General features: G+C 58.5%; 18 protein-coding genes, 1 other RNA gene and 1 pseudogene. 10 read left to right on the forward strand and 10 right to left on the reverse strand.

Annotation, left to right across the window (positions count from 1 at the left end):
* Positions 1-27 precede the first annotated feature (27 nt).
* From CRO62_RS13645 to mraZ, 4 genes are read right to left on the reverse strand one after another with little or no spacing between them, the layout of a single operon-like run.
* Positions 28-1,770: a peptidoglycan D,D-transpeptidase FtsI family protein gene (locus CRO62_RS13645; protein ID WP_003513230.1), complete on the reverse strand. Its 1,743-nt coding sequence runs from the start codon at positions 1,768-1,770 to the stop codon at positions 28-30.
* On the reverse strand, positions 1,770-2,330 hold the full coding sequence (locus CRO62_RS13650; protein WP_097100597.1) for a hypothetical protein: 561 nt from the start codon (positions 2,328-2,330) through the stop codon (positions 1,770-1,772). Before CRO62_RS13650 ends, CRO62_RS13645 begins: the two co-directional genes overlap by 1 nt.
* Before the next feature lies 1 nt (position 2,331).
* Positions 2,332-3,357: a 16S rRNA (cytosine(1402)-N(4))-methyltransferase RsmH gene (gene rsmH / locus CRO62_RS13655; protein ID WP_097100598.1), complete on the reverse strand. Its 1,026-nt coding sequence runs from the start codon at positions 3,355-3,357 to the stop codon at positions 2,332-2,334.
* Between the two features lie 14 nt (positions 3,358-3,371).
* Positions 3,372-3,812, reverse strand: coding sequence for a division/cell wall cluster transcriptional repressor MraZ (mraZ, locus tag CRO62_RS13660; protein WP_003513235.1), 441 nt, complete (start codon positions 3,810-3,812; stop codon positions 3,372-3,374).
* A gap of 607 nt (positions 3,813-4,419) precedes the next feature.
* Between mraZ and CRO62_RS13665 the strand changes: the two genes are divergently transcribed.
* The 3 genes and pseudogenes from CRO62_RS13665 (at position 4,420) to CRO62_RS13675 (ending at position 6,566) form a co-directional block, all read left to right on the forward strand.
* Positions 4,420-4,821 (forward strand): DUF350 domain-containing protein, encoded by a 402-nt coding sequence (locus tag CRO62_RS13665; RefSeq protein ID WP_097100599.1) that lies wholly within the window; start codon positions 4,420-4,422, stop codon positions 4,819-4,821.
* A gap of 9 nt (positions 4,822-4,830) precedes the next feature.
* Positions 4,831-5,304 (forward strand): annotated as a pseudogene (locus CRO62_RS13670) (DUF1190 domain-containing protein); the annotation flags it as partial.
* Between the two features lie 104 nt (positions 5,305-5,408).
* The gene (locus CRO62_RS13675) at positions 5,409-6,566 is read left to right on the forward strand and encodes a glutathionylspermidine synthase family protein (RefSeq protein WP_097100600.1); all 1,158 of its coding nucleotides are present in this window, start codon (positions 5,409-5,411) and stop codon (positions 6,564-6,566) included.
* A gap of 57 nt (positions 6,567-6,623) precedes the next feature.
* On the opposite strand, the gene rnpB is transcribed toward CRO62_RS13675, so the two are convergent.
* The 6 genes from rnpB to CRO62_RS13705 all read right to left on the reverse strand — a co-directional run bounded on the left by rnpB (position 6,624) and on the right by CRO62_RS13705 (position 12,020).
* An RNA gene (gene rnpB, locus CRO62_RS13680) (RNase P RNA component class A) lies at positions 6,624-7,029 on the reverse strand.
* A 56-nt stretch (positions 7,030-7,085) separates the two neighbouring features.
* Entirely contained in the window at positions 7,086-8,276 is a 1,191-nt protein-coding gene (locus CRO62_RS13685) for an NAD(P)/FAD-dependent oxidoreductase (protein WP_097100601.1), read from the reverse strand.
* Between the two features lie 66 nt (positions 8,277-8,342).
* On the reverse strand, positions 8,343-9,530 hold the full coding sequence (locus CRO62_RS13690) for an FAD-dependent oxidoreductase (RefSeq protein WP_097100602.1): 1,188 nt from the start codon (positions 9,528-9,530) through the stop codon (positions 8,343-8,345).
* Positions 9,531-9,716: 186 nt separating this feature from the next.
* Positions 9,717-10,256 (reverse strand): lytic transglycosylase domain-containing protein, encoded by a 540-nt coding sequence (locus CRO62_RS13695; protein ID WP_003513258.1) that lies wholly within the window; start codon positions 10,254-10,256, stop codon positions 9,717-9,719.
* A 247-nt stretch (positions 10,257-10,503) separates the two neighbouring features.
* Positions 10,504-11,283 carry an N-acetylmuramoyl-L-alanine amidase gene (locus tag CRO62_RS13700; RefSeq protein ID WP_097100603.1) on the reverse strand — a complete coding sequence of 260 codons (780 nt, stop codon included), beginning with the start codon at positions 11,281-11,283 and terminating at the stop codon, positions 10,504-10,506.
* A complete protein-coding gene (locus tag CRO62_RS13705) occupies positions 11,280-12,020 on the reverse strand; it encodes a J domain-containing protein (RefSeq protein ID WP_013636520.1) in 741 nt (246 codons plus the stop codon). The genes CRO62_RS13700 and CRO62_RS13705 overlap by 4 nt, the downstream gene beginning before the upstream one ends.
* 318 nt (positions 12,021-12,338) lie before the next feature.
* On the opposite strand from CRO62_RS13705, the gene CRO62_RS13710 reads away from it, so the two are divergent.
* The 7 genes from CRO62_RS13710 to CRO62_RS13745 all read left to right on the forward strand — a co-directional run bounded on the left by CRO62_RS13710 (position 12,339) and on the right by CRO62_RS13745 (position 20,094).
* A complete protein-coding gene (locus CRO62_RS13710) occupies positions 12,339-13,550 on the forward strand; it encodes a pyrophosphate--fructose-6-phosphate 1-phosphotransferase (RefSeq protein WP_003513264.1) in 1,212 nt (403 codons plus the stop codon).
* Positions 13,551-13,601: 51 nt separating this feature from the next.
* Complete coding sequence (locus CRO62_RS13715) at positions 13,602-14,237, forward strand: LysE family translocator (RefSeq protein WP_097100604.1); 636 nt, start codon at positions 13,602-13,604, stop codon at positions 14,235-14,237.
* Positions 14,238-14,362: 125 nt separating this feature from the next.
* Entirely contained in the window at positions 14,363-15,442 is a 1,080-nt protein-coding gene (locus CRO62_RS13720) for a lytic transglycosylase domain-containing protein (RefSeq protein ID WP_097100605.1), read from the forward strand.
* 294 nt (positions 15,443-15,736) lie between these two features.
* Entirely contained in the window at positions 15,737-16,987 is a 1,251-nt protein-coding gene (locus CRO62_RS13730) for a DUF3419 family protein (protein ID WP_065659182.1), read from the forward strand.
* Positions 16,984-17,700, forward strand: coding sequence for a class I SAM-dependent methyltransferase (locus tag CRO62_RS13735; protein WP_179784520.1), 717 nt, complete (start codon positions 16,984-16,986; stop codon positions 17,698-17,700). The genes CRO62_RS13730 and CRO62_RS13735 overlap by 4 nt, the downstream gene beginning before the upstream one ends.
* A gap of 265 nt (positions 17,701-17,965) precedes the next feature.
* Entirely contained in the window at positions 17,966-18,745 is a 780-nt protein-coding gene (locus CRO62_RS13740; RefSeq protein WP_013636525.1) for a GH25 family lysozyme, read from the forward strand.
* Between the two features lie 122 nt (positions 18,746-18,867).
* The gene (locus CRO62_RS13745; protein WP_097100607.1) at positions 18,868-20,094 is read left to right on the forward strand and encodes a lytic murein transglycosylase; all 1,227 of its coding nucleotides are present in this window, start codon (positions 18,868-18,870) and stop codon (positions 20,092-20,094) included.
* Positions 20,095-20,166 lie beyond the last annotated feature (72 nt).

Here is a 20,166-nt window from a genome sequence, read left to right on the forward strand (position 1 = left end):
TCGCCGGAACACCATAAGCTCTAACAATCAATAAGACACGAGCAAGGCCGAGCCATCCTTGCCGAACTTCGGCTTCACGCCCAGCACTGCCGCTGTGCGGCTGATGATATCGTGCACCATCGGCGCGGCCGAGGTGCCTGCAAGTGCCGCGCCATTGCCCTTGTCCGTCTTCGGTTCGTCGATGAAGGAGAGCACCACATATTGCGGGTCGTCCATCGGGAAGGCCGAAAGGAATGCATTGAAGTTCTTGTCATGCACATAACGGCCATTGACGACCTTGTCAGCCGTACCGGTCTTGCCGCCGACATTGAAACCGTCGACGCGCGCATTACGGCCAGAACCGTTGACACCGTTCCATTCGAACAGGAAGCGCATATCCTTGCTGGCGCCGGGCTTCAGCACCTGTTTTGCGACCTGATCCGCCTGTTCGCGCGTGCGCGGCAGGAATGTCGGCTCGATCAACTTCCCACCATTGACGAGCGCGGCACCGGCAACTGCTGTCTGCAACGGCGTTGTTGAAACGCCGTGGCCGAATGAAATGGTGATCGAGTTGATCTTCTTCCATTCGCGGGGCTGCGAAGGCAGCGCCACTTCAGGCAGTTCGGTCTGCATGCGCGTCAGAAGGCCAAGCCGCGTCAGGAATTCCTTGTGTCCTTCGGTACCCACGGTGTCGGCAATTTTTGCCGTACCGATGTTCGACGAATACTGGAAGATTTCCGGCACCGAGAGCATGCGGCCCTTGCCGTGGAAGTCCTTGATGGTGAAGCCACCGATGCGGATCGGATAACGCGCGTCGAACATATCGCCCAGGCGGACGCGACCCGAATCGAGACCCATGGCAATGGTGAAGGATTTAAAGGTGGAGCCCATTTCGAACGTGCCGTTCGACATGCGGTTGAGCCATCCTTCCTTGGCACCTTCTGCCGGGTTGTTCGGATCATAATCCGGCACGGAGGCCATAGCGAGCACTTCGCCGGTATGCACATCCAGAACCACAGCCCCCGCGCCGATCGCCTGGAACTTGGTGATGGCCGAGGTCACGACTTCACGCACGATGGACTGGACGCGTAGATCGATGGAAAGCTTCACCGGCTCCAGCGGCTGATCGCTGGTCATGCCGAGCGCCGTCAGATCGGCCAGTCCCTGGCTGTCAACGTAACGCTCCATTCCGGCGACACCGCGATTGTCGATATTGACGTGACCGACAACATGGGCAGCTGTTGGCCCGCCGGGGTAGAAGCGGCGCTTTTCCGGGCGGAAACCGACACCGGGAATGCCGAGCGCCAGGATCTGGCTCTGCTGCTTCGGCGTCAACTGGCGGCGCAGCCACTGAAAGCGCGAATTGGAGGAAAGCTTCTGATAGGTGCCGCGCTGGTCGAGATCCGGCAATACGGTGCGCAGCTTCTCGATGGCTTCGTCGATATCGACGATGCGATGCGGCTCGGCAAACAGCGACACGGTACGGATATCGGTCGCCAGAACCTCGCCGTTACGATCAAGAAGATCGGGACGCGACGCCATCAGCCGGTCGGCAGGGGCAATGCTCGAAACTGTTTCCTGCTCGGCAAGGCCATATTGCACCAGACGGCCGCCCACGACGCCGTAAAAGGCGATGAAGCCGAAAATGATGAGACCGACGCGGCTTTTCGCCTGGGCCGCCCTCTTCTTGCGAGCGCCCTCGAAAGCAGCATGGTCAGTGTGAATGCCGGTGGTGCTGGCGGAAAAGTGAGCCTTGCTCTTCAGAACCATGACGCGGGAGAGAAAAGACATCAGCGGTCCACCGATCCAGTTATGGTTTCATCCATTTCGCCATCTTCATCGCCTGCGACAGCGGCAACGGCAGGAGCCGGAGTCGCCGTGGGACGGGAAACACGCGCCCGCGGTGTTGGAACAGGAGCGCCATTGGCGGCAATCTGGCCGGCGGGCGGTGATTTCTTCTTGGCAGCTCCGCCAAGCGTAGCGCCCGGCTTGGAGCCGTTGACGGCGGCGGCGATAACATCAGCAACGCTCATGCCTTCCGGCTCGGGCGGCTGCGGCAATTGTGAACGCAGCATCGGCAGTTCGCGCGGCTGCGCCAATTGTGTCGGCAGCGTCGGCGAAAGGCCAAGCTCGTCCTGATAGGCATTCACGAGACGATGGAGGCGGTTCGGCTGCGTCAGCAGTGCCCAGTCGGCCCGCAAAAGATCGATCGTGTCTTTTTCGAGCTTGATTTCGGTCTCGAGCTTGCGGACCTGTTCCAGCTTGAGATCGGTCTTGTGCTTGATCGAATAGGTCACCACCGCCGCAGCGACCATGACCCCCATCAACACGACGTCGAATGTGCGCAGCATATCAGCCTCCCATCTTTTCAAGGCTGGCGAGATCGGGAAGTTCGAAAATCGAAAAATCTGCCGCCCGGGCGGGTGCCGCCGTGCGCAGGCCGGCACGCAGCTTGGCCGAACGGGCCCGCGGATTGATCTCTGCCTCCTCGTCGCTTGCAGCGACCATCGGCTTGCCGATATTTTCGAAAATGGCAGGCTTGTCTTCCACCATCGGCAGATGGCGGGAACCCGCCGCCTTTCCGGAACGTTCGGAGAAGAATTTCTTGACGATGCGGTCTTCGAGCGAATGAAACGTGACGACAACCAGCCGGCCGCCGGGCTTCAAAGCCCGCTCGGCTGCAAACAGGGCCTGCGCCAATTCGCCGAGTTCGTCATTGACGAAAACGCGAAGTGCCTGAAACACCCGTGTTGCGGGATGGATCTTGTCTTTAGCCTTGCGCGGCGTAACGATTTCAATGAGGCCCGCCAGATCACGCGTGGTACGGAAGGGCTCTTCCGCCCTCCTCTTCTCGATGGCGCGGGCGATGCGGCCTGGCTGCTTTTCCTCGCCGAGAAAACCGAAGATGCGGATGAGATCGCCGACCTTGGCGCGATTGACGACATCCGCCGCCGAGACACCGGAGCTGGACATGCGCATGTCGAGAGGACCGTTCTTCTGGAAGGAAAAACCGCGCTCGGCCTCGTCTATCTGCATGGAGGAAACGCCGATATCGAGAACCACGCCGTCAAGACCGCCCTCAGGCGCGTGCCTTGCCAGATCGGAAAATTGCGATTGAATGAGGGTAAGCCTGCCGCCATTTGCAGCAACCATGGCCTGGCCGCCGGCGATCGCGTTCGGATCGCGGTCAAGCGCGATGACATCGGCACCTTGATCGAGAATTGCCTGGGTGTAGCCGCCGGCGCCGAAAGTGCCGTCGAGGATGACCTTGCCGGATGCGGGTTCGAGCGCAGCGATCACTTCGCGAAGCAGGACCGGGATGTGACGCTGAGGTCCCTCACCGGCATCAGAAGATCGCCCGCCAGAATTCGCCGCCATTCCGTGTCCCCGTCCTATGCGGGGCGTGCAGCCGAAAAACCGCGCCCCGCTCTTGCTGCCGCCTGCGCCGCCAAAAACGCCTGCGGTTGCCAAAGCTGAAAATGATCCGCTCGTCCAACGAAGGTGACATCGGTGGATATGCCGGTAAATTCCCGGACGAAATCCGTCACCATCAACCGACCTTCCTGATCGAGCTTCATGAAAACGCCGCCGCCGTGTACCAGCAGCGACATTGCGTTCGCCTCCGGCGAGAAGGCATCCATGGACGCGATCTGCCGCTCGTAGCGCTCCAGCAAATCCGGACCGCCGACACTGATTGCCGGAAACGCGAAATCCTGAAGACAATAAAGCTCCTGAATGCCACGCTGTGCCAGCACCGAACGAAACGGAGACGGAACCGAAACGCGCCCCTTGGCGTCGATCCTGTTCGTTACGTTCGATAAAAAGCGGTCCATTACTCAACTCGCCAAAACCGCATTCCACAAAGCGAATCATCCGCCCCACAGACAACACCGGTACGCACGACACATCGCCAAGCGTCAGGGCGACATGCCCTGCAGCAGCCCGTTGCAGGCTCCTCACTCGTTTCAGCGATTGCGGGTCAAAAACACGACCCAGTGTGGTGTGCATTTGGGATACCATGGGACACTATGGGCGTCAATGGGAGAAGCCGGCACGATACCGACTCCGCATCGGAAATTCATAAGCCGTTAAGTTTAACGAATGGTTTACTTCGCACGCCCACATCTCATCCACGGCGGCGCGAAACCGCATGAAAAGGCCGGTTTTTCGAGAAAAACAGTGGATTGAAGAAATGGCTCTACTGACAGAAACACGCTCTCTCTTGCTTTCAACAGAGACCAAGCCGCCGCCAAGTCATTCAGGCCCGTAATTGCCCCACCGGCATCACTGCACAGTATTCAAGGTGCCTATGCGTACTGTCTGACTGGCCAGTTACTGGTACAATCCCAATTGTTGCCGAACCGGCCTTGACTTTTTAAACTTTTAATTGATTTTGCATTCTTAAAGTTGTGTTTTACATGAGTATTGCGAGATATAGCAATGACAGGTTATGTCGCGGGCCTGCCCGCCTTTTTAAGTTATTTCACCATAGGCCTGGTTTGTTTCGCCGTATTTTCAGCAATTTATACCCGCCTGACACCCCATCGCGAAGTTGAGCTCATCAAGGATGGCAACACGTCAGCAGTTGTCGCTTTTCTTGGGGCTCTGATAGGGTTCAGCTTGCCGCTGGCTTCAGCCGCGGCCAACTCTGTTAGCTTGCCTGACTACATAATTTGGGCTGTGATCGGCATATTGATTCAAGTTCTGGCTTTTTACATCGCCAAGCTCACGATGACCGATCTTCATCACAAAATCACCGAAGGAAACATAGCAGCCGGCCTTTGGAGTGGAGGGATCGCCGTGGTGATCGGCACCCTGAACGCTGCCTGCATGACTTACTGAGGAACGGGTATGCCCAAACGCTGGATTGGAAACAACCCGTACCTTACCATCGGTACGATTGCCGCGACAGGTCTCGCGCTGACAACTTGCTCTCCGGACGAAGACGTCCTCTATTCCTCCGCCGACAAATGCATTTCCTCGAAGATCAATCCTGAGGTTTGCCGGGTCGCGGCGGAAGATGCCAGACAGTCTCACCTCGCCACCGCGCCGAGATATCGGAACATGGTCGCATGTGAGATGGAGTACGGCGCAAGAAATTGCTCGGAGCAAAAAGAAACGCCCCTCGTCAACAATGCTATCGGCAACAGCATTTTCACGCCGGCACCGGTCGGATTTATCCTGCCTGCGGGTATTCAGAGCATCGAGGACTACAACAAATATCGGCGGAGACAGGAGGGGCGCCGCGATTCGGATTCCGGCTCCGCAATTTCAGTCTATAAAAAACGCAACGGCGACCTTGTTACACCTGATCTCAGCGAAAAAAATTCAGGCAAGACGGATTTTACTAAAATGAAACCGTTAAACTCGAAAACGAACGTCACGGGCCCGCAGCGGATTTGGCAACGGATTCTTTTCCGGAGGGTGACATGCGGCGCATCTCGATCCCGCCGCGCCCGGATTGGCGTGAAAAGGCCAACGATGTCGGGTTTTCGTTTCATGAAATGCACGGCGAACCATATTGGGTGGATGACGCGGCCTATTGCTTTGAGATCGAGGAGATTGAAGAGAGCATAGAGGCGCCAAGTCAGATGCTGCACGAAATGTGCCTGGATCTCGTCGCCGACATCGTGAAAAGCGAGGAAGCGCTGGAGCGGCTCGCTATTCCCCGCGACTATCATGATGTCGTCAGCGCTTCATGGGAACGAGGGGATCGTCACCTCTATGGCCGCTTTGATCTCGCATATGATGGCTCTGGTCACGCGAAATTACTCGAATATAACGCCGATACGCCCACCTCCGTTTTTGAAACGGCATATTTTCAGTACAATTGGCTTACAGATCAGATCGCTCTCGGGACGATCGCTGCGGAAACCGATCAATTCAATTCGGTTCAGGAAAGCTTGGTCGAGGCGTTCGGGCAATTCTCGAATGACAGAATTTTTCATTTCGCAGCGGTTAGCGACAACCCCGAAGATTATGGCACCACGATCTATCTGATGGACTGCGCCATTCAGGCTGGCCACCGGGCTCAGTTCCTCGATATTCGCGAAATCGGCATCGATGCAAACGGGTGTTATGCCGATCTGCAGAATCGCCTCATCGAACGCTGCTTCAAGCTTTATCCCTGGGAATTCATGCTTCGGGAATCTTTTGCTGCGCAACTCCCTATGCAGAGCGCGATTTTTGTCGAGCCCGCCTGGAAAGCTGTTTTATCGAACAAAGGTCTGTTGCCGATGCTGTGGCAGCGACATCCAAATCACCCGAATCTGCTGCCGAGCTTCTTCCCGGATGATCCCGATCTCTACGAATTGCGGAATTATGTGGTGAAACCACTGCTGTCGCGCGAAGGTGAAAATGTCAGCCTGTTCCGCAACAGACGCGAGGTTTTGTCCGCACCGGGAAGTTATGGCGAAGAGGGATATGTCATCCAGGCCTATGCGCCATTGTTCAAGAGCGAGTTTGGTTACGCCGTGCTTGGAAGCTGGATTGTCGGCGACCGCGCCTGTGGACTTGGCATTCGCGAGGACATGTCTCCCATAACCGCAAATCTCTCGCGTTATGTTCCTCACATCATTGAGGGGTGATTTCGAGCGTTCGTGACGAGAAAGCGCCGTCACCGCCCACGCTTACAGACAGGAAAATTCGCCAGTTGGCCTGTAAGCCGGGTTCTGTATGGCCCCGGTTTGACCCGGAACGTGGCAGCCATTCATCTGGGACGGCATTTGCATGCCGCCTCTCGCAACCCACCCGGATGACGGGCCCGGAAACCGGCTGTAGACGAAGGCTTTCGCCCGCGCCCCGTGTCATCCCTATTCGGTCTTGCTCCCGGTGGGGTTTACCTTGCCACCACTGTCACCAGCGGTGCGGTGGGCTCTTACCCCACCCTTTCACCCTTACCATGCCAGGCATGGCGGTTTGCTCTCTGTGGCACTTTCCCTGGGGTCGCCCCCGCCGGACGTTATCCGGCACCGTATTTCCGTGGAGCCCGGACTTTCCTCACCTTACCGTCTTTCGACATTGGTAAAGCGCGGCTGCCCAGCCAACTGGCATGGCGTCAATACCCATGTTCTTTGGCGAAAGCCACCGAAAAGCGTAACGGAAGATCAAAGAAATGCTGGCTTGAAATCCGTGCCATAGGCGTCGTTGCCAATTTTTCCATCCCGCAGCAACAGGGCGCCTAACCGCCCGATCTCGTCGGAACTCTTGGCCGCCGTACCGTTGCCGCCAGTCAGAACCGCAATGCGCGGTGACGTCGTAAAGCCGATGGCCGGATAACCGCCCGGCGTTTTGGACACCACGCAGGCGGCCATGGAAATGCGCGACCGGTCGATGGAGGGCACCAAGGTCCCGACGATGGCGGAGAGATGGTCGCGAACGCTTTCCCGTCCGCCGGAGCGGAACCATGCGCGGATTTCGGGATCGCTATCGAGCTTCTTATCATCGGGATCGCCGCCGATTTTCAGATAGAACCTGCCATCGGGATAACGGACAGGCGGCAGGAGATAGATATGTTTCATAGTGTCGCGCGGCTCGTAGATCAGCGACGGCATGCCCGCATATTGTCCCAGCTCCGCCTCGTCTACCTCGAAGAAGGCGACGGTGCGCGCATAGACATTGAGAGCGACGGGCTGCGGCAACAAATCCTTCGTGACCGAAAAGCCACCAGCAGCGACCAGCACCCGGTCTGCCGTATAAACCGCACCCGAGGCCGTCTCGACGCGTGCACGGCCAGCCTCTTCCCGCGTCAAGACAACTATATCGTCGATGAGCGTAACGCCAGCTTTGTCTGCCAGAACGCTCTGCGCCTTCACCAGCGCGCGCGGATTGACGTAACCGGCATTGTCCTTTTCGAACACGCCCTCGCAGCCCGGTTCGAAGGAGAAATAGGGAAAGCCGCTTTTCAGACCTGCGTCGTCAAGCATTTCCGTGAAAACCCGCAGACGCGCCGCTGCCTCGCAGACGTTGTCGATAAAAGGATTGTCGCCGCCACGTTCAGGACCGACCATCAGGCAGCCAACGGGCGCGTAAAATTCGACGCCGCTCCTCGCCGCGATGTCGGCGTAGCGCGCGATCGAGCGGTTGGCGAGCAGTGCCCAGTCCGCATCACCGTCAATGGTGCGGGTAATGCGCGCCTCATCATAATGGCTGGCGAAAACACCCGGATGTGACTTGATGTCGGCAGGTTCACCGGGGCCGATCAGGGCCACACCTTCGGTGTTTTCCGCCAGATGGCGGGCGGCAGCAGCACCCATCATGCCACGACCGACAACGATATATTTAAAATGTTCCGACATGCCGCCCTCTTCACCTCAACCCGCTCTAGTACAGCCGCGATTTTGTAGCCGCTTCGCTGCTGAATGTCAGATAAAAACCGGCGACATTTCGGCGGCAAAATCACTCTCGGTCAGTTGGCCATCCAGAAGCAGCACCGCGCCTAGCCGCCCGATTTCGTCGGAAGACTTGGCGGAAACGAAATTGCCACCGGTCAGAACCGCAATATTGGAGGATTGCGTATAGCCGATATAGGGATAACCGCTGCGGGTGATGGATGCGACGCAGGAACCAGAGGTCACGGGGCAGCCCGCAAGTTCCGGCATGAGCGATAGCGCCCGTTTCGTCAGGAATTCCACTTCGCCCGGCGTGCCGTCGGAATGGAACCAGCCGACTGCTTCGGCCAGCGTTTGCAGCCTGCCCTTTTCGCTCTCACCACCGATCTTCAGATAGATCTTGCCGTCGGGGTAACGCACAGGCGGCAGGATATAGACGATATCGTCCTCGGTTTCAGCCAGCACGATGGTCGAGGGCATAGAGCCGAACAGGGCCTGCCTTGCTTCGTCGAGTTCGAAAAACACGATGGTGCGGCCCGTTGCCGCCATATCGACCGGGGAAGGCAGAAGATCAGCCATGTTGGTGAAACCGCCAGCGGCCACTATGACCTTTTCGGCCGTGTGCACGGCCCCTTCCCTGGTGGAAACTTCCACACCTTGGGAGGTATCGCGAACATGCGCCGCCGTCTCGCGGACCAGTCGCGCGCCCTGCGCAGCAGCAATAGTGCATTGCGCCCTCACAAGCGCACGCGGATTGACGTGGCCGGCATTGTGCGCCTCGAAGTAACCGTCGTGATCCGACGGCAGGGAAAACATCGGGAACCGGCCAGCCAGCGCATCGCTGCCGATCGTTTCCACGCCAAGACCAAGACGGTCGGTCGAGACCAAGGCTCGCGAAACGTAGTCTCCGGCAAGCCCCTTGCCGTTTCCGGTAAACAGGCAGCCCGCTTCGGTGAAGAAACGGATGCCGCTTCTTGCCTCGATCTCGGCATAGCGCCGGATGGAGCGTTGCGCCAGCTCCGCCCAGACGGGATCGCCATCGAAACCACGGGTGATGCGCGCCTCGTCATAGTGACTTGAAAACACACCGGTATGGGTCTTGCGATCGGCGGGTTCATCCGGCCCGATCAGCGCCACGCCATCCGTTTGCGCCGAAAGGTGCCTCGCTGCCGCCGCACCCATCATTCCGGCACCGACAACGATATATTTGAAATCCGGCATGTCATGCTCCGCATCAGGTTTGCTCCTGACTACAGCATGCACGCATAAACCGGAATCGATTTTCGTGACGTCCGAAACATGTCGCGCAAGAGCGTGCAGCGGTTTTGCAATAACGAGATGCGATAAAACAAGGACTTAAAGCTTATCGTCAATCTGAAACATCACGACACGCTTGAGCAAAAGACCTCAGCTGGCCAGAAGCGCCTGGACCTTGCCGCAATAACGCTTGGACACCGGGTTCATGCGGGTCGCGCCGTGGCCGGCATTGTAACGCAGGATCGTGCTGCAAACCTCACCGCCGCCAAGCTGGTGGGCGGTTGCCAGATATTGCATGCCCCAGCGAATATTGGTCTCGGGGTCGAAGAGGGCTTTGGTCGTGCCGCGAAAGCCCATCATGCGCGCCGTTGCCGGCTTGATCTGCATCAGCCCGACCTCGCCTGCGCTGCCGCGAGCCCTAGGGTTGAACTTGCTTTCTACAGAAACGACGGCATGGGCCAGATTGGTGGGGACGCCGTAACGCTTGGCATATTTGACGATCAGATCGGAATAGTCGTTCTTGAGCGATGAAGGCAGGCTCTTTTCGGGAACGGGATAACCGGGCGTACGGAAGAAGGTCCCCAGCGTCACGGTTTTGGTCTTGACGTCCTCGTCTTTGGCAAAAGCAATCCCCGCCTGCGAAACGAGCATAGCAACGCCCGCTGCGACAGCAACAAAAACTCTGTTCATCTGTTGAAATAGTCTCCAGATCGGATAACCGGAACAATGAAACGATAAAAACGTCCAGCGCGCGGAAAGTCGATTACGACCTTCTACCGTCCAGTCTCCTTGATTGATATTGACGGCAAGCTCCCCTGAAGAACAGCACCGCGTCCACTGCGGCTCTTAGACTTCCTCAATGCGGATTAACTGTGGCACAACAAAAAAATCGACTTGCGCGACCGGGAAATGGGGAAGGCTTTTCAAGAAACGGCGTTCAAACGGCCGAAAATTTCGGAAGGCTGGCAATCAGCCGATGCAGCGTGTCGATCGTGGAAAAATCCGCGATACCATCCACCAGCGCCGGGCGGAAATGCCGCTGAAAGGCGGCCACGGCACCTTCGGTTTTTTCGCAATATGCGCCTGTTATTTCAACGCCATATCCGTAAATAGATAGCATGGACTGGAGCGCTTCCACCGGCTGGCCGTGATCGCCGCGCTGAAAAAAACGTCCGCCGCGGATCGGCGCTGGCTCCACCCAATGACCGACACCGTGCCGCGACAGGATGTCCCATGGGAATTTTTCACCCGGATCAACCTTGCGGATCGGCGCCACATCGGAATGCGCAAGCACCCTTTCAGGGGCGATAGACCACCGCTGGCCGCAATCGCGACACAATTCGATGACGGCAGCCACCTGTTTTTCCGGAAATTCCGGCAGGCCGCCGGGATGCCCCTGATTGGCGATTTCAATCCCGATGGAGCGGGAATTGATGTCCGCCTCTCCCGCCCAGCTGCTTTTGCCCGCATGCCAGGCGCGGCGTGTTTCCGCAACAAGCTGCATGACACGCCCGTCTTCAAAAACGAAATAGTGGCTGGAGACCTGGCTTTCGGGATTGCAGAGCCACGAAAGGGCGCCATCGGCGGTCGTCATGCCGGTATAGTGCAGAAGAATGATATCCGGGCGTGCCACGCCCTGTCTTTCGCCATGGTTGGGAGAAGGCGCAATGGTTGCGCCCCCGAAATCCGGGTTGAAGTCCGGCAGAAATTCACTCATGCGACGCGGCGTTCTTTCTCGATGGCCTCGTAGGCGGCATTGAGAGCCGCCATACGCTCATTCGCGGCAGCGTGCAATTCCATCGGCACACCGCGCGCAATGAGCTTGTCCGGATGGTGCTCGGCAACCAGCGAACGGTAACGCTTGCGAATATCCAGAAAGTCGTCCGAGGGCGAAACGCCAAGCACACGATAGGGATCGCGCCCGTCCATATGAACGTGCCGCGCCATGATCGTTTCGAAATGATCTTCGGTAATATGGAAGATTTCCGCGATGCGGCCGAGGAACGCCAGTTCCCGCTCGTGGATCAAGCCGTCTGCCTTGGCGATGTGGAACAGGCCGTCGATGACGCTTTCCAGCATCTCGCAATTGTCATGGCCGGAGCCGCAAAGACCGGCAAGACGCTCTGCATAGGCCTCGTATCCCGCAACGTCCTGGCGTGCGAGATTGTAAAGGCGGGCAACGTTTCTGGCTTCTTCTTCAGGAAAATCGAAAATCTGCCGGAAGGCGCGCACTTCGGCATCGTTCACGACACCGTCGGCCTTGGCCATCTTTGCCGACAGCGCGATAATGGCCACGGAAAAAGAAACCTTGCGGCGGGTCTCCGGATCTCCCTCGAACAGGGTGCGGATCGCCTCCACCACGCGACCGAGCGTGCTGCCTGCCGCGTCACCGATCGCGCCGAGCAGCCGTTCCCACAGGGATGAAATATGCAAACAGGCGAAATCGAACATCATGACGCCAAGCATGACGGCATATCGCCGTGAATGCAATATGCGCGGCGCCGCTGCGGCATTAACTTTTATTCATTTTTGCGACAGTTTTTCTTCAGGAGCAAGGGGGCGGCAAACGGGAGAGCAACGGTTTTCCACAGACGGCGAAGCCTGGTGCAAGGTTGGAGGCGATTGAAACGATTATATTCGTCTTCTTTGCCCAAGCTGCTGAAAAACCGCGAGAAATCGGCATTTTTCGTGATAAATTCACTTTACACCTACACGTGGCTGTCGCATCCATTTGCCAGACATATCTTTCTATCCAAGCAAAGGAGAGCCACGATGGCCAAACAGAAAGTCGCAATGCTGACCGCGGGTGGCCTTGCTCCCTGTCTCTCTTCGGCCGTCGGCGGCCTGATCGAGCGCTATAGCGACGTCGCGCCTGATATTGACATTGTGGCCTATCGTTCCGGCTATCAGGGCGTGCTTCTGGGCGACCGGATTGAAATCAACAAGGACATGCGCGAAAAGGCGCATCTGCTGCACCGTTATGGCGGATCGCCGATCGGCAACAGCCGCGTAAAGCTCACCAACGCTGCCGATTGTGCCAAGCGCGGGCTGGTGAAAGAGGGTGAAAATCCGCTGCGCGTTGCGGCCGAACGGCTGGCTGCCGACGGCATCACCATTCTCCACACCATCGGCGGCGACGACACCAATACGACGGCCGCCGACCTTGCCGCCTATCTCGGCGCCAATGGTTACGATCTGACCGTCGTCGGCCTGCCGAAGACGGTGGATAACGACGTGGTTCCGATCAGGCAGTCGCTCGGCGCATGGACCGCGGCCGAAGTGGGCGCTTCCTTTTTCGACAATGTCAGCAACGAGCAGAGTGCTGCGCCCAAGACCTTTGTGATCCACGAAGTCATGGGCCGCCATTGCGGCTGGCTGACGGCTGCGACCGCCCGCGCCTACATCCAGAAGACCAACGGCAATGAATATGTCGAAGGCCTGATGATGAATACGCAGATGAAGAACATAGACGGCATCTACCTGCCGGAAATGGCGTTCGACATCGAAGCGGAAGCCGAACGACTGAAGGCGATCATGGATAAACACGGCTACGTCACGTTGTTCGTTTCCGAAGGTGCGGGGCTCGATTCCATCGTTGCCGAACGCGAAGCCGCCGGTGAAGCCGTCAAGCGCGATGCCTTCGGCCATGTGAAGATCGACACCATCAATGTCGGCGGCTGGTTCCAGAAGCAATTCGCCGGCCTCATCGGCGCCGAACGCTCCATGGTCCAGAAATCCGGTTACTTCGCCCGCTCCGCTCCCGCTAACGGCGACGATCTGCGCCTCATCCAGGGCATGGTCGATCTTGCCGTCGAAAGCGCGCTGAACAAGGTGTCGGGCGTCACCGGCCACGACGAAGACCAAAAGGGTAAATTGCGGACCATCGAGTTTCCGCGTATCAAGGGCGGAAAGCATTTCGACCTGTCTGCAAAATGGTTTACCGAAGTGATGGAACACGTCGGTCAACCGTTCACAGCGGCCTAATTTTACGATAGGCTGGAGAAAGCGGCGACAGGGAGGGCAAGGAGGAAGAGAATGTCTGGACAGGCGTGGCTGGTTTTTTGTGCAGCATGTGCCGTTGTGTTCGCACTTCCCTCTCCCCTTGTATTCTCTGTCGCTTCCTATGCCGCTATCCGCGGCAGAAAAACGGTGTTTGCCTCCGTCAGCGGCGGGGCGCTGGGCATCGTTACCGCCATGACGATATCTGCGATTCCAGCGGCTGGCCTTGCCTACCTGCCGCATGCCTTTGTGGAAATCGTTCAGTGGGCGGGTATCGGCTGGCTGATTCTTTTCCTGTTATGGACCTTTGCCACCCCCGCCGCCCAGGCAGCCAATGCAGACAATGACAATCTGCCCGGCAAATCATCCAGCGGCATTTTCCGTGATTGCTACGCTATTGCAGCGTTGCGTCCGCGCTATTTCATGTTCTTCCTGGCACTTTTGCCGCAATTCGTCTCCACCTCCGGCAATGCGGTCGAAACGCTGGCCGTAGCGCAGGCCGCAATCCTGCTGCTGGCGCTTGGCATTCTGGCAGCGCAGGCACTCTTTGCCGGCTCTACGCTGGCACTGGTGCGCCGCATGTCCGGCAACAAAAAAATCCGGCCGAAGTACCGCACTCACTTCATTTCTGGCCGTGCCGTCAGCGCCGGATACCGCCGCATCGCCGCCTGAAAAACCGCGATGCCACGTCCCGGCTTGCCGCTATCCTTACAATAGGTTAATGAAGGCTCGATGGGACACTGCCTGCTTCGCTCGACGCGGGGGTATCGACAGACAGGCATAACGAAGGCGGCAACATGCGAAATTCGGCAAAATTCCGCGGAAGAAGCGCACTTCTTCTGTCTTCCACGGTGGGCCTTGCACTGGCTTTGGCCGGATGCACCAGCGTCGAATATGCCGCAAAGGAAGGGCCCAACGGCCCGAAAATAGCCCCAGTCAACCAAACCGCACCGGCACAAGCCTCCGCACAGTCGGAAACGGCTGGAACCCCGGCTGATGCCGCCGCACCGGCAGCACATGCCACTGACGTGGCAGCCTCTTCCCAACCCGAATCGCTTCCAACCGTCGCCGCCGTCAAGGGCGGCCGCGTGGCGCTGCCGCCGGCAGCCGAAATCGCAGCGGCAGTGGCAAGCCCAACCCAGATGCAGCCGCAGCAACAACAGACAGAGGTCGCGCAGGCGACGGTAACGACAGCCGCGCCGACGACGGCTGCGGCTCTTGCACCGCACGCCGCAACGCCGGCAGCCGCAGCGATCGAAACCGCAAGTGCCGCCGCGAAACCGGCGGCCCACAACTCTGCCGCCGACCTGCCGCAGGTGGTTGCCGTCAAGGGCAGCTTCCCGCCCGCACCGCCGCCGCCCGGAATGTCGTCGATCGGTACCGAACTGACCGCGGAACGGAAAGTCATTCCCCTGCCGAAGCCGGACAGCACGGTTCTGGCCTATGCGGCCGGCCCGACCAACGCCGCCCTTGCAGCTATCCGGCAGAACGAAACGATGACGGCGCCATACAAATCAGCGCCGGCCGGACGTGAAAAGCTGAGCGGGCTTATTTCGAAATACGCTGTCATGTATAATGTGCCGGAAGATCTGGTGCATCGCGTGGTGCAGCGTGAAAGCAGATACAATCCCGGCGCCTATAATGGCGGCCACTTCGGCCTGATGCAGATCAAGCACGCCACGGCCCGCTCCATGGGCTTTGATGGCCCCGCCTCGGGCCTGTTCGATGCCGAAACCAACCTCAAATATGCCGTCAAATATCTGAGCGGCGCCTGGCTTGTTGCCGACAACAACCGGGACAATGCTGTCAGGCTTTATGCACGCGGTTATTATTACGACGCCAAGCGCAAGGGCATGCTGCACGTTCTGCGCAAGTAAGCCTTTGAGCAGCGCCGGGACTGCAATGCAGCAAAGTGGCTTTTCTTAAAAACGTCGAGCACGTCACTTTCGTCATCCCCGGGCTTGTCCCTGGGATCTGCAAGCTTTTGATTTTACGATACGTGGTTAGATCCTCGGGACAAGCCCGAGGATGACGTCGCATCTAAATGAAAGCTTGAGACCCGAGTCGGTTTCACACCGCCTTTTCGATTCGTTACGTCGGCCCACAACCCCTGTCATCAAACTGTAGCGTCGTGACTGTAGACGCCTCTCAATCTATTGAGAGGTGAACATATGACGAGTGCGGCACCCAAGACCGGCTTCAGCAAGAATACGAAACTGAAGTCCGCATTGCTCCAGCACAAGGCGCTCTCGAAAAGCGGTTTTTCCGAACGGTTCTTCGGGGTTCTCTTTTCCGGTCTGGTTTATCCGCAAATCTGGGAAGACCCGGAAATCGATATGGAAGCGATGGAGCTTGCTGAAGGCCACCGCATCGTCACCATCGGCTCGGGCGGCTGTAACATGCTGGCCTACCTCTCCCGCAACCCGGCCAGCATCGATGTGGTGGATCTCAACCCGCATCACATCGCTCTCAACAAGCTGAAGCTTGCCGCCTTCCGCCATCTCCCCGCCCATCAGGATGTGGTTCGCCAGTTCGGCCGCGCCAATACGCGCAGCAATAGTCACGGCTACGACCGCTTCATCGCCGACCATCTCGACGACACGACCAAGGCCTACTGGTCGAAGCGCACCCTGTCCGGCCGTCGCCGCATCTCGGTATTCGACAGGAACATCTACCGCACCGGTCTGCTCGGCCGTTTCATCGGCGCGGGCCACCTCATGGCCCGCCTGCACGGCGTCAAGCTGACCGAAATGGCCAATAGCCGCACGCTGGATGAACAGCGTCGGTTCTTCGACAGCAAGGTCGCACCGCTATTCGACAAGCCGGTGGTGCGCTGGCTGACGAAGCGCAAAAGCTCGCTGTTCGGCCTTGGCATTCCGCCGCGCCAATATGACGAGCTGGCAAGCCTTTCCAGCGACGGCACGGTCGCCTCCGTCCTCAAGGAGCGGCTGGAAAAGCTCGCCTGCAATTTCCCGCTCAGCGACAATTATTTCGCGTGGCAGGCCTTCGCGCGCCGTTATCCCGAGCCGCATGAGGGTGCCCTGCCCGCTTATCTCAAGCGGGAATATTACGAGACGATCCGCGACAACACCGCCCGCGTTGCCGTGCACCACGCCACCTACACCGAGCTGCTTTCCAAAAAGCCGGCAAACGGCGTCGATCGCTACATTCTGCTCGATGCGCAGGACTGGATGACGGACGTGCAGCTCAACGAATTGTGGTCGCAGATCAGCCGCACCGCCGCTCCCGGCGCCCGCGTCATCTTCCGCACCGCTGCCGAAAAGAGCGTGATCGAAGGCCGTCTCTCGGCCGATATCCGCAACCAGTGGATCTATCTCGAGGAACGCTCCAATGAGCTCAACGCCATGGACCGTTCGGCCATCTATGGCGGCTTCCATATCTATCAGAGGGCTCTGGCATGAAGACCATCGGCGAGAATGTCGGCCTTGCGGATGAGGCGCATGCGAGCCTGATGGACCGCATGTATCGCTACCAGCGGCATATCTACGATATCACCCGCAAATATTACCTTCTGGGCCGCGACAGGACCATTTCCGGCCTCGACGTGCCCAAGGGAGGCACGCTGCTTGAAGTCGGCTGCGGTACCGGCCGCAACCTGCTGCTGGCCAGCCGCAAGTTTCCGGAAGCAAGACTGTTCGGTCTCGATATCTCCGCCGAAATGCTGCTGACCGCATCCGAGAATTTTACCGGAAAGGCGGAACGCCCCGTTCTGCGCGTGGCCGACGCCACCGCTTTCCGCGCCGCAGAATTCGGTCAGCCGGACGGTTTCGACCGCGTCATGATCCCCTATGCGCTTTCGATGATACCGGACTGGGAAAAGGCGATCGAACAGGCGCTGACAGCTCTCAAGCTCGGCGGCTCGCTGCACATCGTCGATTTCGGCCAGCAGGAACAATTGCCCAGGTGGTTCCGCGCACTTTTGCAGGCATGGCTCACCCGCTTCCACGTCACGCCCCGCGCCAATCTCCGTTACGTTCTGGCCAACATGGCGGGCCGTTTTGATGGCAATCTCGAATTCGAGGAGATTGCCCGGGGTTACGCCTGGCGGGCCATCATCACGCTTCCGGTCGCCGAAGTGCAGCCAAAAGTCAGCCGTATTCTGGCAGACGCCTGATCCTCAAGGGTTACGGCGCCTCGCCTCTGCAAATGCGGGCGAGACGCTGCCAGCCGACGGTCCTACAAGTATATGCCACTGGGACGCTCAGGCATTTCGCTCGCCTGAAAGACCGCAAATCTCTTGGAATCCAGCGACTTGCGAGCCGAAAATGGGCCACTGCCCCTTGCCATAACGGCTTGTTTACCATGTTATGGGTAAATCGGGAGATGCGGCGCGCCATTTTGCGGCCGCGGATGGGCAACAATAATTCATCAGGGTTCCAATGCGGCTGCGTCTATCGGCACTTTTGTCGGCTATGTTGTTGATCGGCGGCTGTACGTCCACGAGCTATGACCTGCTTGAAACCGCGTCTGTTTCCAAGCCGAAATTCTCCGATACCGACCCCCAGGATTTTGGCACGAACAACCCGCATCGCCACGAGGTGCATGGCATCGATGTGTCCAAATGGAATGGCGACGTCGACTGGCGGACCGTTCGCAAATCCGGCGTTTCCTTCGTCTTCATCAAGGCGACCGAAGGCTCAGACCGCATCGATCCGAAATTCGGCGACCATTGGCGCAGTGCGGCGGCGGCAGATATCCTGCACGCGCCATACCATTTCTACTACTTCTGCTCGACGGCGGACGCTCAGGCAGACTGGTTCATCAGCAACGTGCCAAAGGAAGCCGTCACCCTGCCGCCGGTTCTCGATGTGGAATGGAACCCCTCCTCCCCCACCTGCAAGACGCGCCCGGCCCCTGGCATCGTCCGTGCCGAGATGCAGCGTTTCCTCGACCGCCTAGAGGCCCATTACGGCAAGCGCCCGATCATCTACACCTCGGTCGACTTTCACCGCGACAACCTCGTTGGCCAGTTCAAGAATTACCATTTCTGGGTGCGCTCCGTCGCCGCGCATCCCGCCAAGATTTACGAAGACCGGCAGTGGGCTTTCTGGCAATATACGGCCACCGGCGTCGTGCCCGGCGTCAACGGCCCAACCGACATCAATGTCTTCGCCGGAAGTGAGAAAAACTGGCGGAAATGGATCGCTTCGGCCAAATAATACGGCCAAGAAGCAACACATTCGAAAAATCGGCGTTCTTCTGCACCGGCAGATCGCTGGACCCGTTTTTTTGTCGCAAACATGTGGGTAAAGCGGGCTAACAACCTATCGAGGAAATTCCCATGCCCACTTTTCGGTCGCGCAGCATCATTTTTGCCGCCGCTCTGTCGCTTCTCTCCGCCGGCTCCGCCCTTGCCACACCGCCTGTGGCCTCACCTGACGATCCAAAGCAGGTTGCCTGCGGCGGTGATCTCGGCGCATTTCTTGAGGGCGTGAAGGCTGAGGCCGCTGCCAAGGGCGTTCCGGCGGCTGCCACCGAAAAGGCGCTGGCCGGCGCGCAGATCGACCCCAAAGTGCTTTCGCGTGACCGCGCGCAGGGCGTCTTCCGCCAGACCTTCCTCGAATTTTCCCAGCGCACCGTCAGCCAGGCCCGTCTCGATATCGGCCGCAAGAAGCTGCAGGAGCTGTCATCGACCTTTGCCCGTGCCGAGAACGAATTCGGCATACCGGCTGGCGTCATCGCCGCCTTCTGGGCCATGGAGACCGATTTCGGTGCCGTCCAGGGCGATTTCAACACCCGTAACGCGCTGGTGACCCTCTCGCACGATTGCCGCCGCCCGGAACTCTTCCGTCCGCAATTGCTGGCCCTCATCGAAATGGTCCAGCACGGCGATCTCGACCCCACGTCCAACACGGGTGCATGGGCCGGTGAAATCGGCCAGGTACAGATGTTGCCCAAGGACATCATCGCCTTCGGCATCGATGGTGATGGCGATGGCCATGTCAACGTCAAGAGCAGCGCACCGGATGCGATCCTGACGGCGGCGAAATTCATCCAGCACCTCGGCTTCAAGAAGGGCGAACCCTGGATGCAGGAAGTTTCCGTACCGGAAAACCTGCCCTGGGAAAAATCCGGCCTCGGCGGTTCGCTTACCGCCGGTGACTGGTTTACCCTTGGCGTGACCCCGCGCGACGGCAACAAAAATTTCGCCTCCCTGCCCGCAGCCCTCATCATGCCGCAGGGCCGCAAGGGACCGACCTTCCTCACCTATCCCAACTTCAACATCTATCTGGAATGGAACCAGTCGTTCATCTACACGACCTCGGCTGCCTACTTCGCAAACCGTCTGATGGGCGCCCCTGTCTATAATAAGGGCAATCCCGATCCGGGCTTCGATGACGCGACGATGAAAGAGTTGCAGACCAAGCTTGAAGCGCGCGGCCACGATGTTGGCAAGGTGGACGGCATTCTCGGTTCCGGCACCCGCGTCGCCATCCAGAAGGAACAGCAGCGTCTCGGAATCCCTGCGGATGGATGGCCGACCCAGGCACTTCTCCAGGCGCTTTAACCTGTATTAATCGCACCTTCAGGCCTTTAATCTATCGGCCGGAATCAAGGCGTAAACTGTTAATCTCGACCT

The organism is Rhizobium sp. AN6A (assembly GCF_900215635.1).
GTDB classification, from domain to species: domain Bacteria; phylum Pseudomonadota; class Alphaproteobacteria; order Rhizobiales; family Rhizobiaceae; genus Agrobacterium; species Agrobacterium tumefaciens.

Bases quoted from the DNA above. Each gene is read 5' to 3' on its own strand.
- CRO62_RS13645 (WP_003513230.1), bottom strand. From the start codon at position 1,770: ATGTCTTTTCTCTCCCGCGTCATGGTTCTGAAGAGCAAGGCTCACTTT.
- CRO62_RS13650 (WP_097100597.1), bottom strand. From the start codon at position 2,330: ATGCTGCGCACATTCGACGTCGTGTTGATGGGGGTCATGGTCGCTGCG.
- rsmH (WP_097100598.1), bottom strand. From the start codon at position 3,357: ATGGCGGCGAATTCTGGCGGGCGATCTTCTGATGCCGGTGAGGGACCT.
- mraZ (WP_003513235.1), bottom strand. From the start codon at position 3,812: ATGGACCGCTTTTTATCGAACGTAACGAACAGGATCGACGCCAAGGGG.
- CRO62_RS13665 (WP_097100599.1), top strand. From the start codon at position 4,420: ATGACAGGTTATGTCGCGGGCCTGCCCGCCTTTTTAAGTTATTTCACC.
- CRO62_RS13675 (WP_097100600.1), top strand. From the start codon at position 5,409: ATGCGGCGCATCTCGATCCCGCCGCGCCCGGATTGGCGTGAAAAGGCC.
- CRO62_RS13685 (WP_097100601.1), bottom strand. From the start codon at position 8,276: ATGTCGGAACATTTTAAATATATCGTTGTCGGTCGTGGCATGATGGGT.
- CRO62_RS13690 (WP_097100602.1), bottom strand. From the start codon at position 9,530: ATGCCGGATTTCAAATATATCGTTGTCGGTGCCGGAATGATGGGTGCG.
- CRO62_RS13695 (WP_003513258.1), bottom strand. From the start codon at position 10,256: ATGAACAGAGTTTTTGTTGCTGTCGCAGCGGGCGTTGCTATGCTCGTT.
- CRO62_RS13700 (WP_097100603.1), bottom strand. From the start codon at position 11,283: ATGAGTGAATTTCTGCCGGACTTCAACCCGGATTTCGGGGGCGCAACC.
- CRO62_RS13705 (WP_013636520.1), bottom strand. From the start codon at position 12,020: ATGATGTTCGATTTCGCCTGTTTGCATATTTCATCCCTGTGGGAACGG.
- CRO62_RS13710 (WP_003513264.1), top strand. From the start codon at position 12,339: ATGGCCAAACAGAAAGTCGCAATGCTGACCGCGGGTGGCCTTGCTCCC.
- CRO62_RS13715 (WP_097100604.1), top strand. From the start codon at position 13,602: ATGTCTGGACAGGCGTGGCTGGTTTTTTGTGCAGCATGTGCCGTTGTG.
- CRO62_RS13720 (WP_097100605.1), top strand. From the start codon at position 14,363: ATGCGAAATTCGGCAAAATTCCGCGGAAGAAGCGCACTTCTTCTGTCT.
- CRO62_RS13730 (WP_065659182.1), top strand. From the start codon at position 15,737: ATGACGAGTGCGGCACCCAAGACCGGCTTCAGCAAGAATACGAAACTG.
- CRO62_RS13735 (WP_179784520.1), top strand. From the start codon at position 16,984: ATGAAGACCATCGGCGAGAATGTCGGCCTTGCGGATGAGGCGCATGCG.
- CRO62_RS13740 (WP_013636525.1), top strand. From the start codon at position 17,966: ATGCGGCTGCGTCTATCGGCACTTTTGTCGGCTATGTTGTTGATCGGC.
- CRO62_RS13745 (WP_097100607.1), top strand. From the start codon at position 18,868: ATGCCCACTTTTCGGTCGCGCAGCATCATTTTTGCCGCCGCTCTGTCG.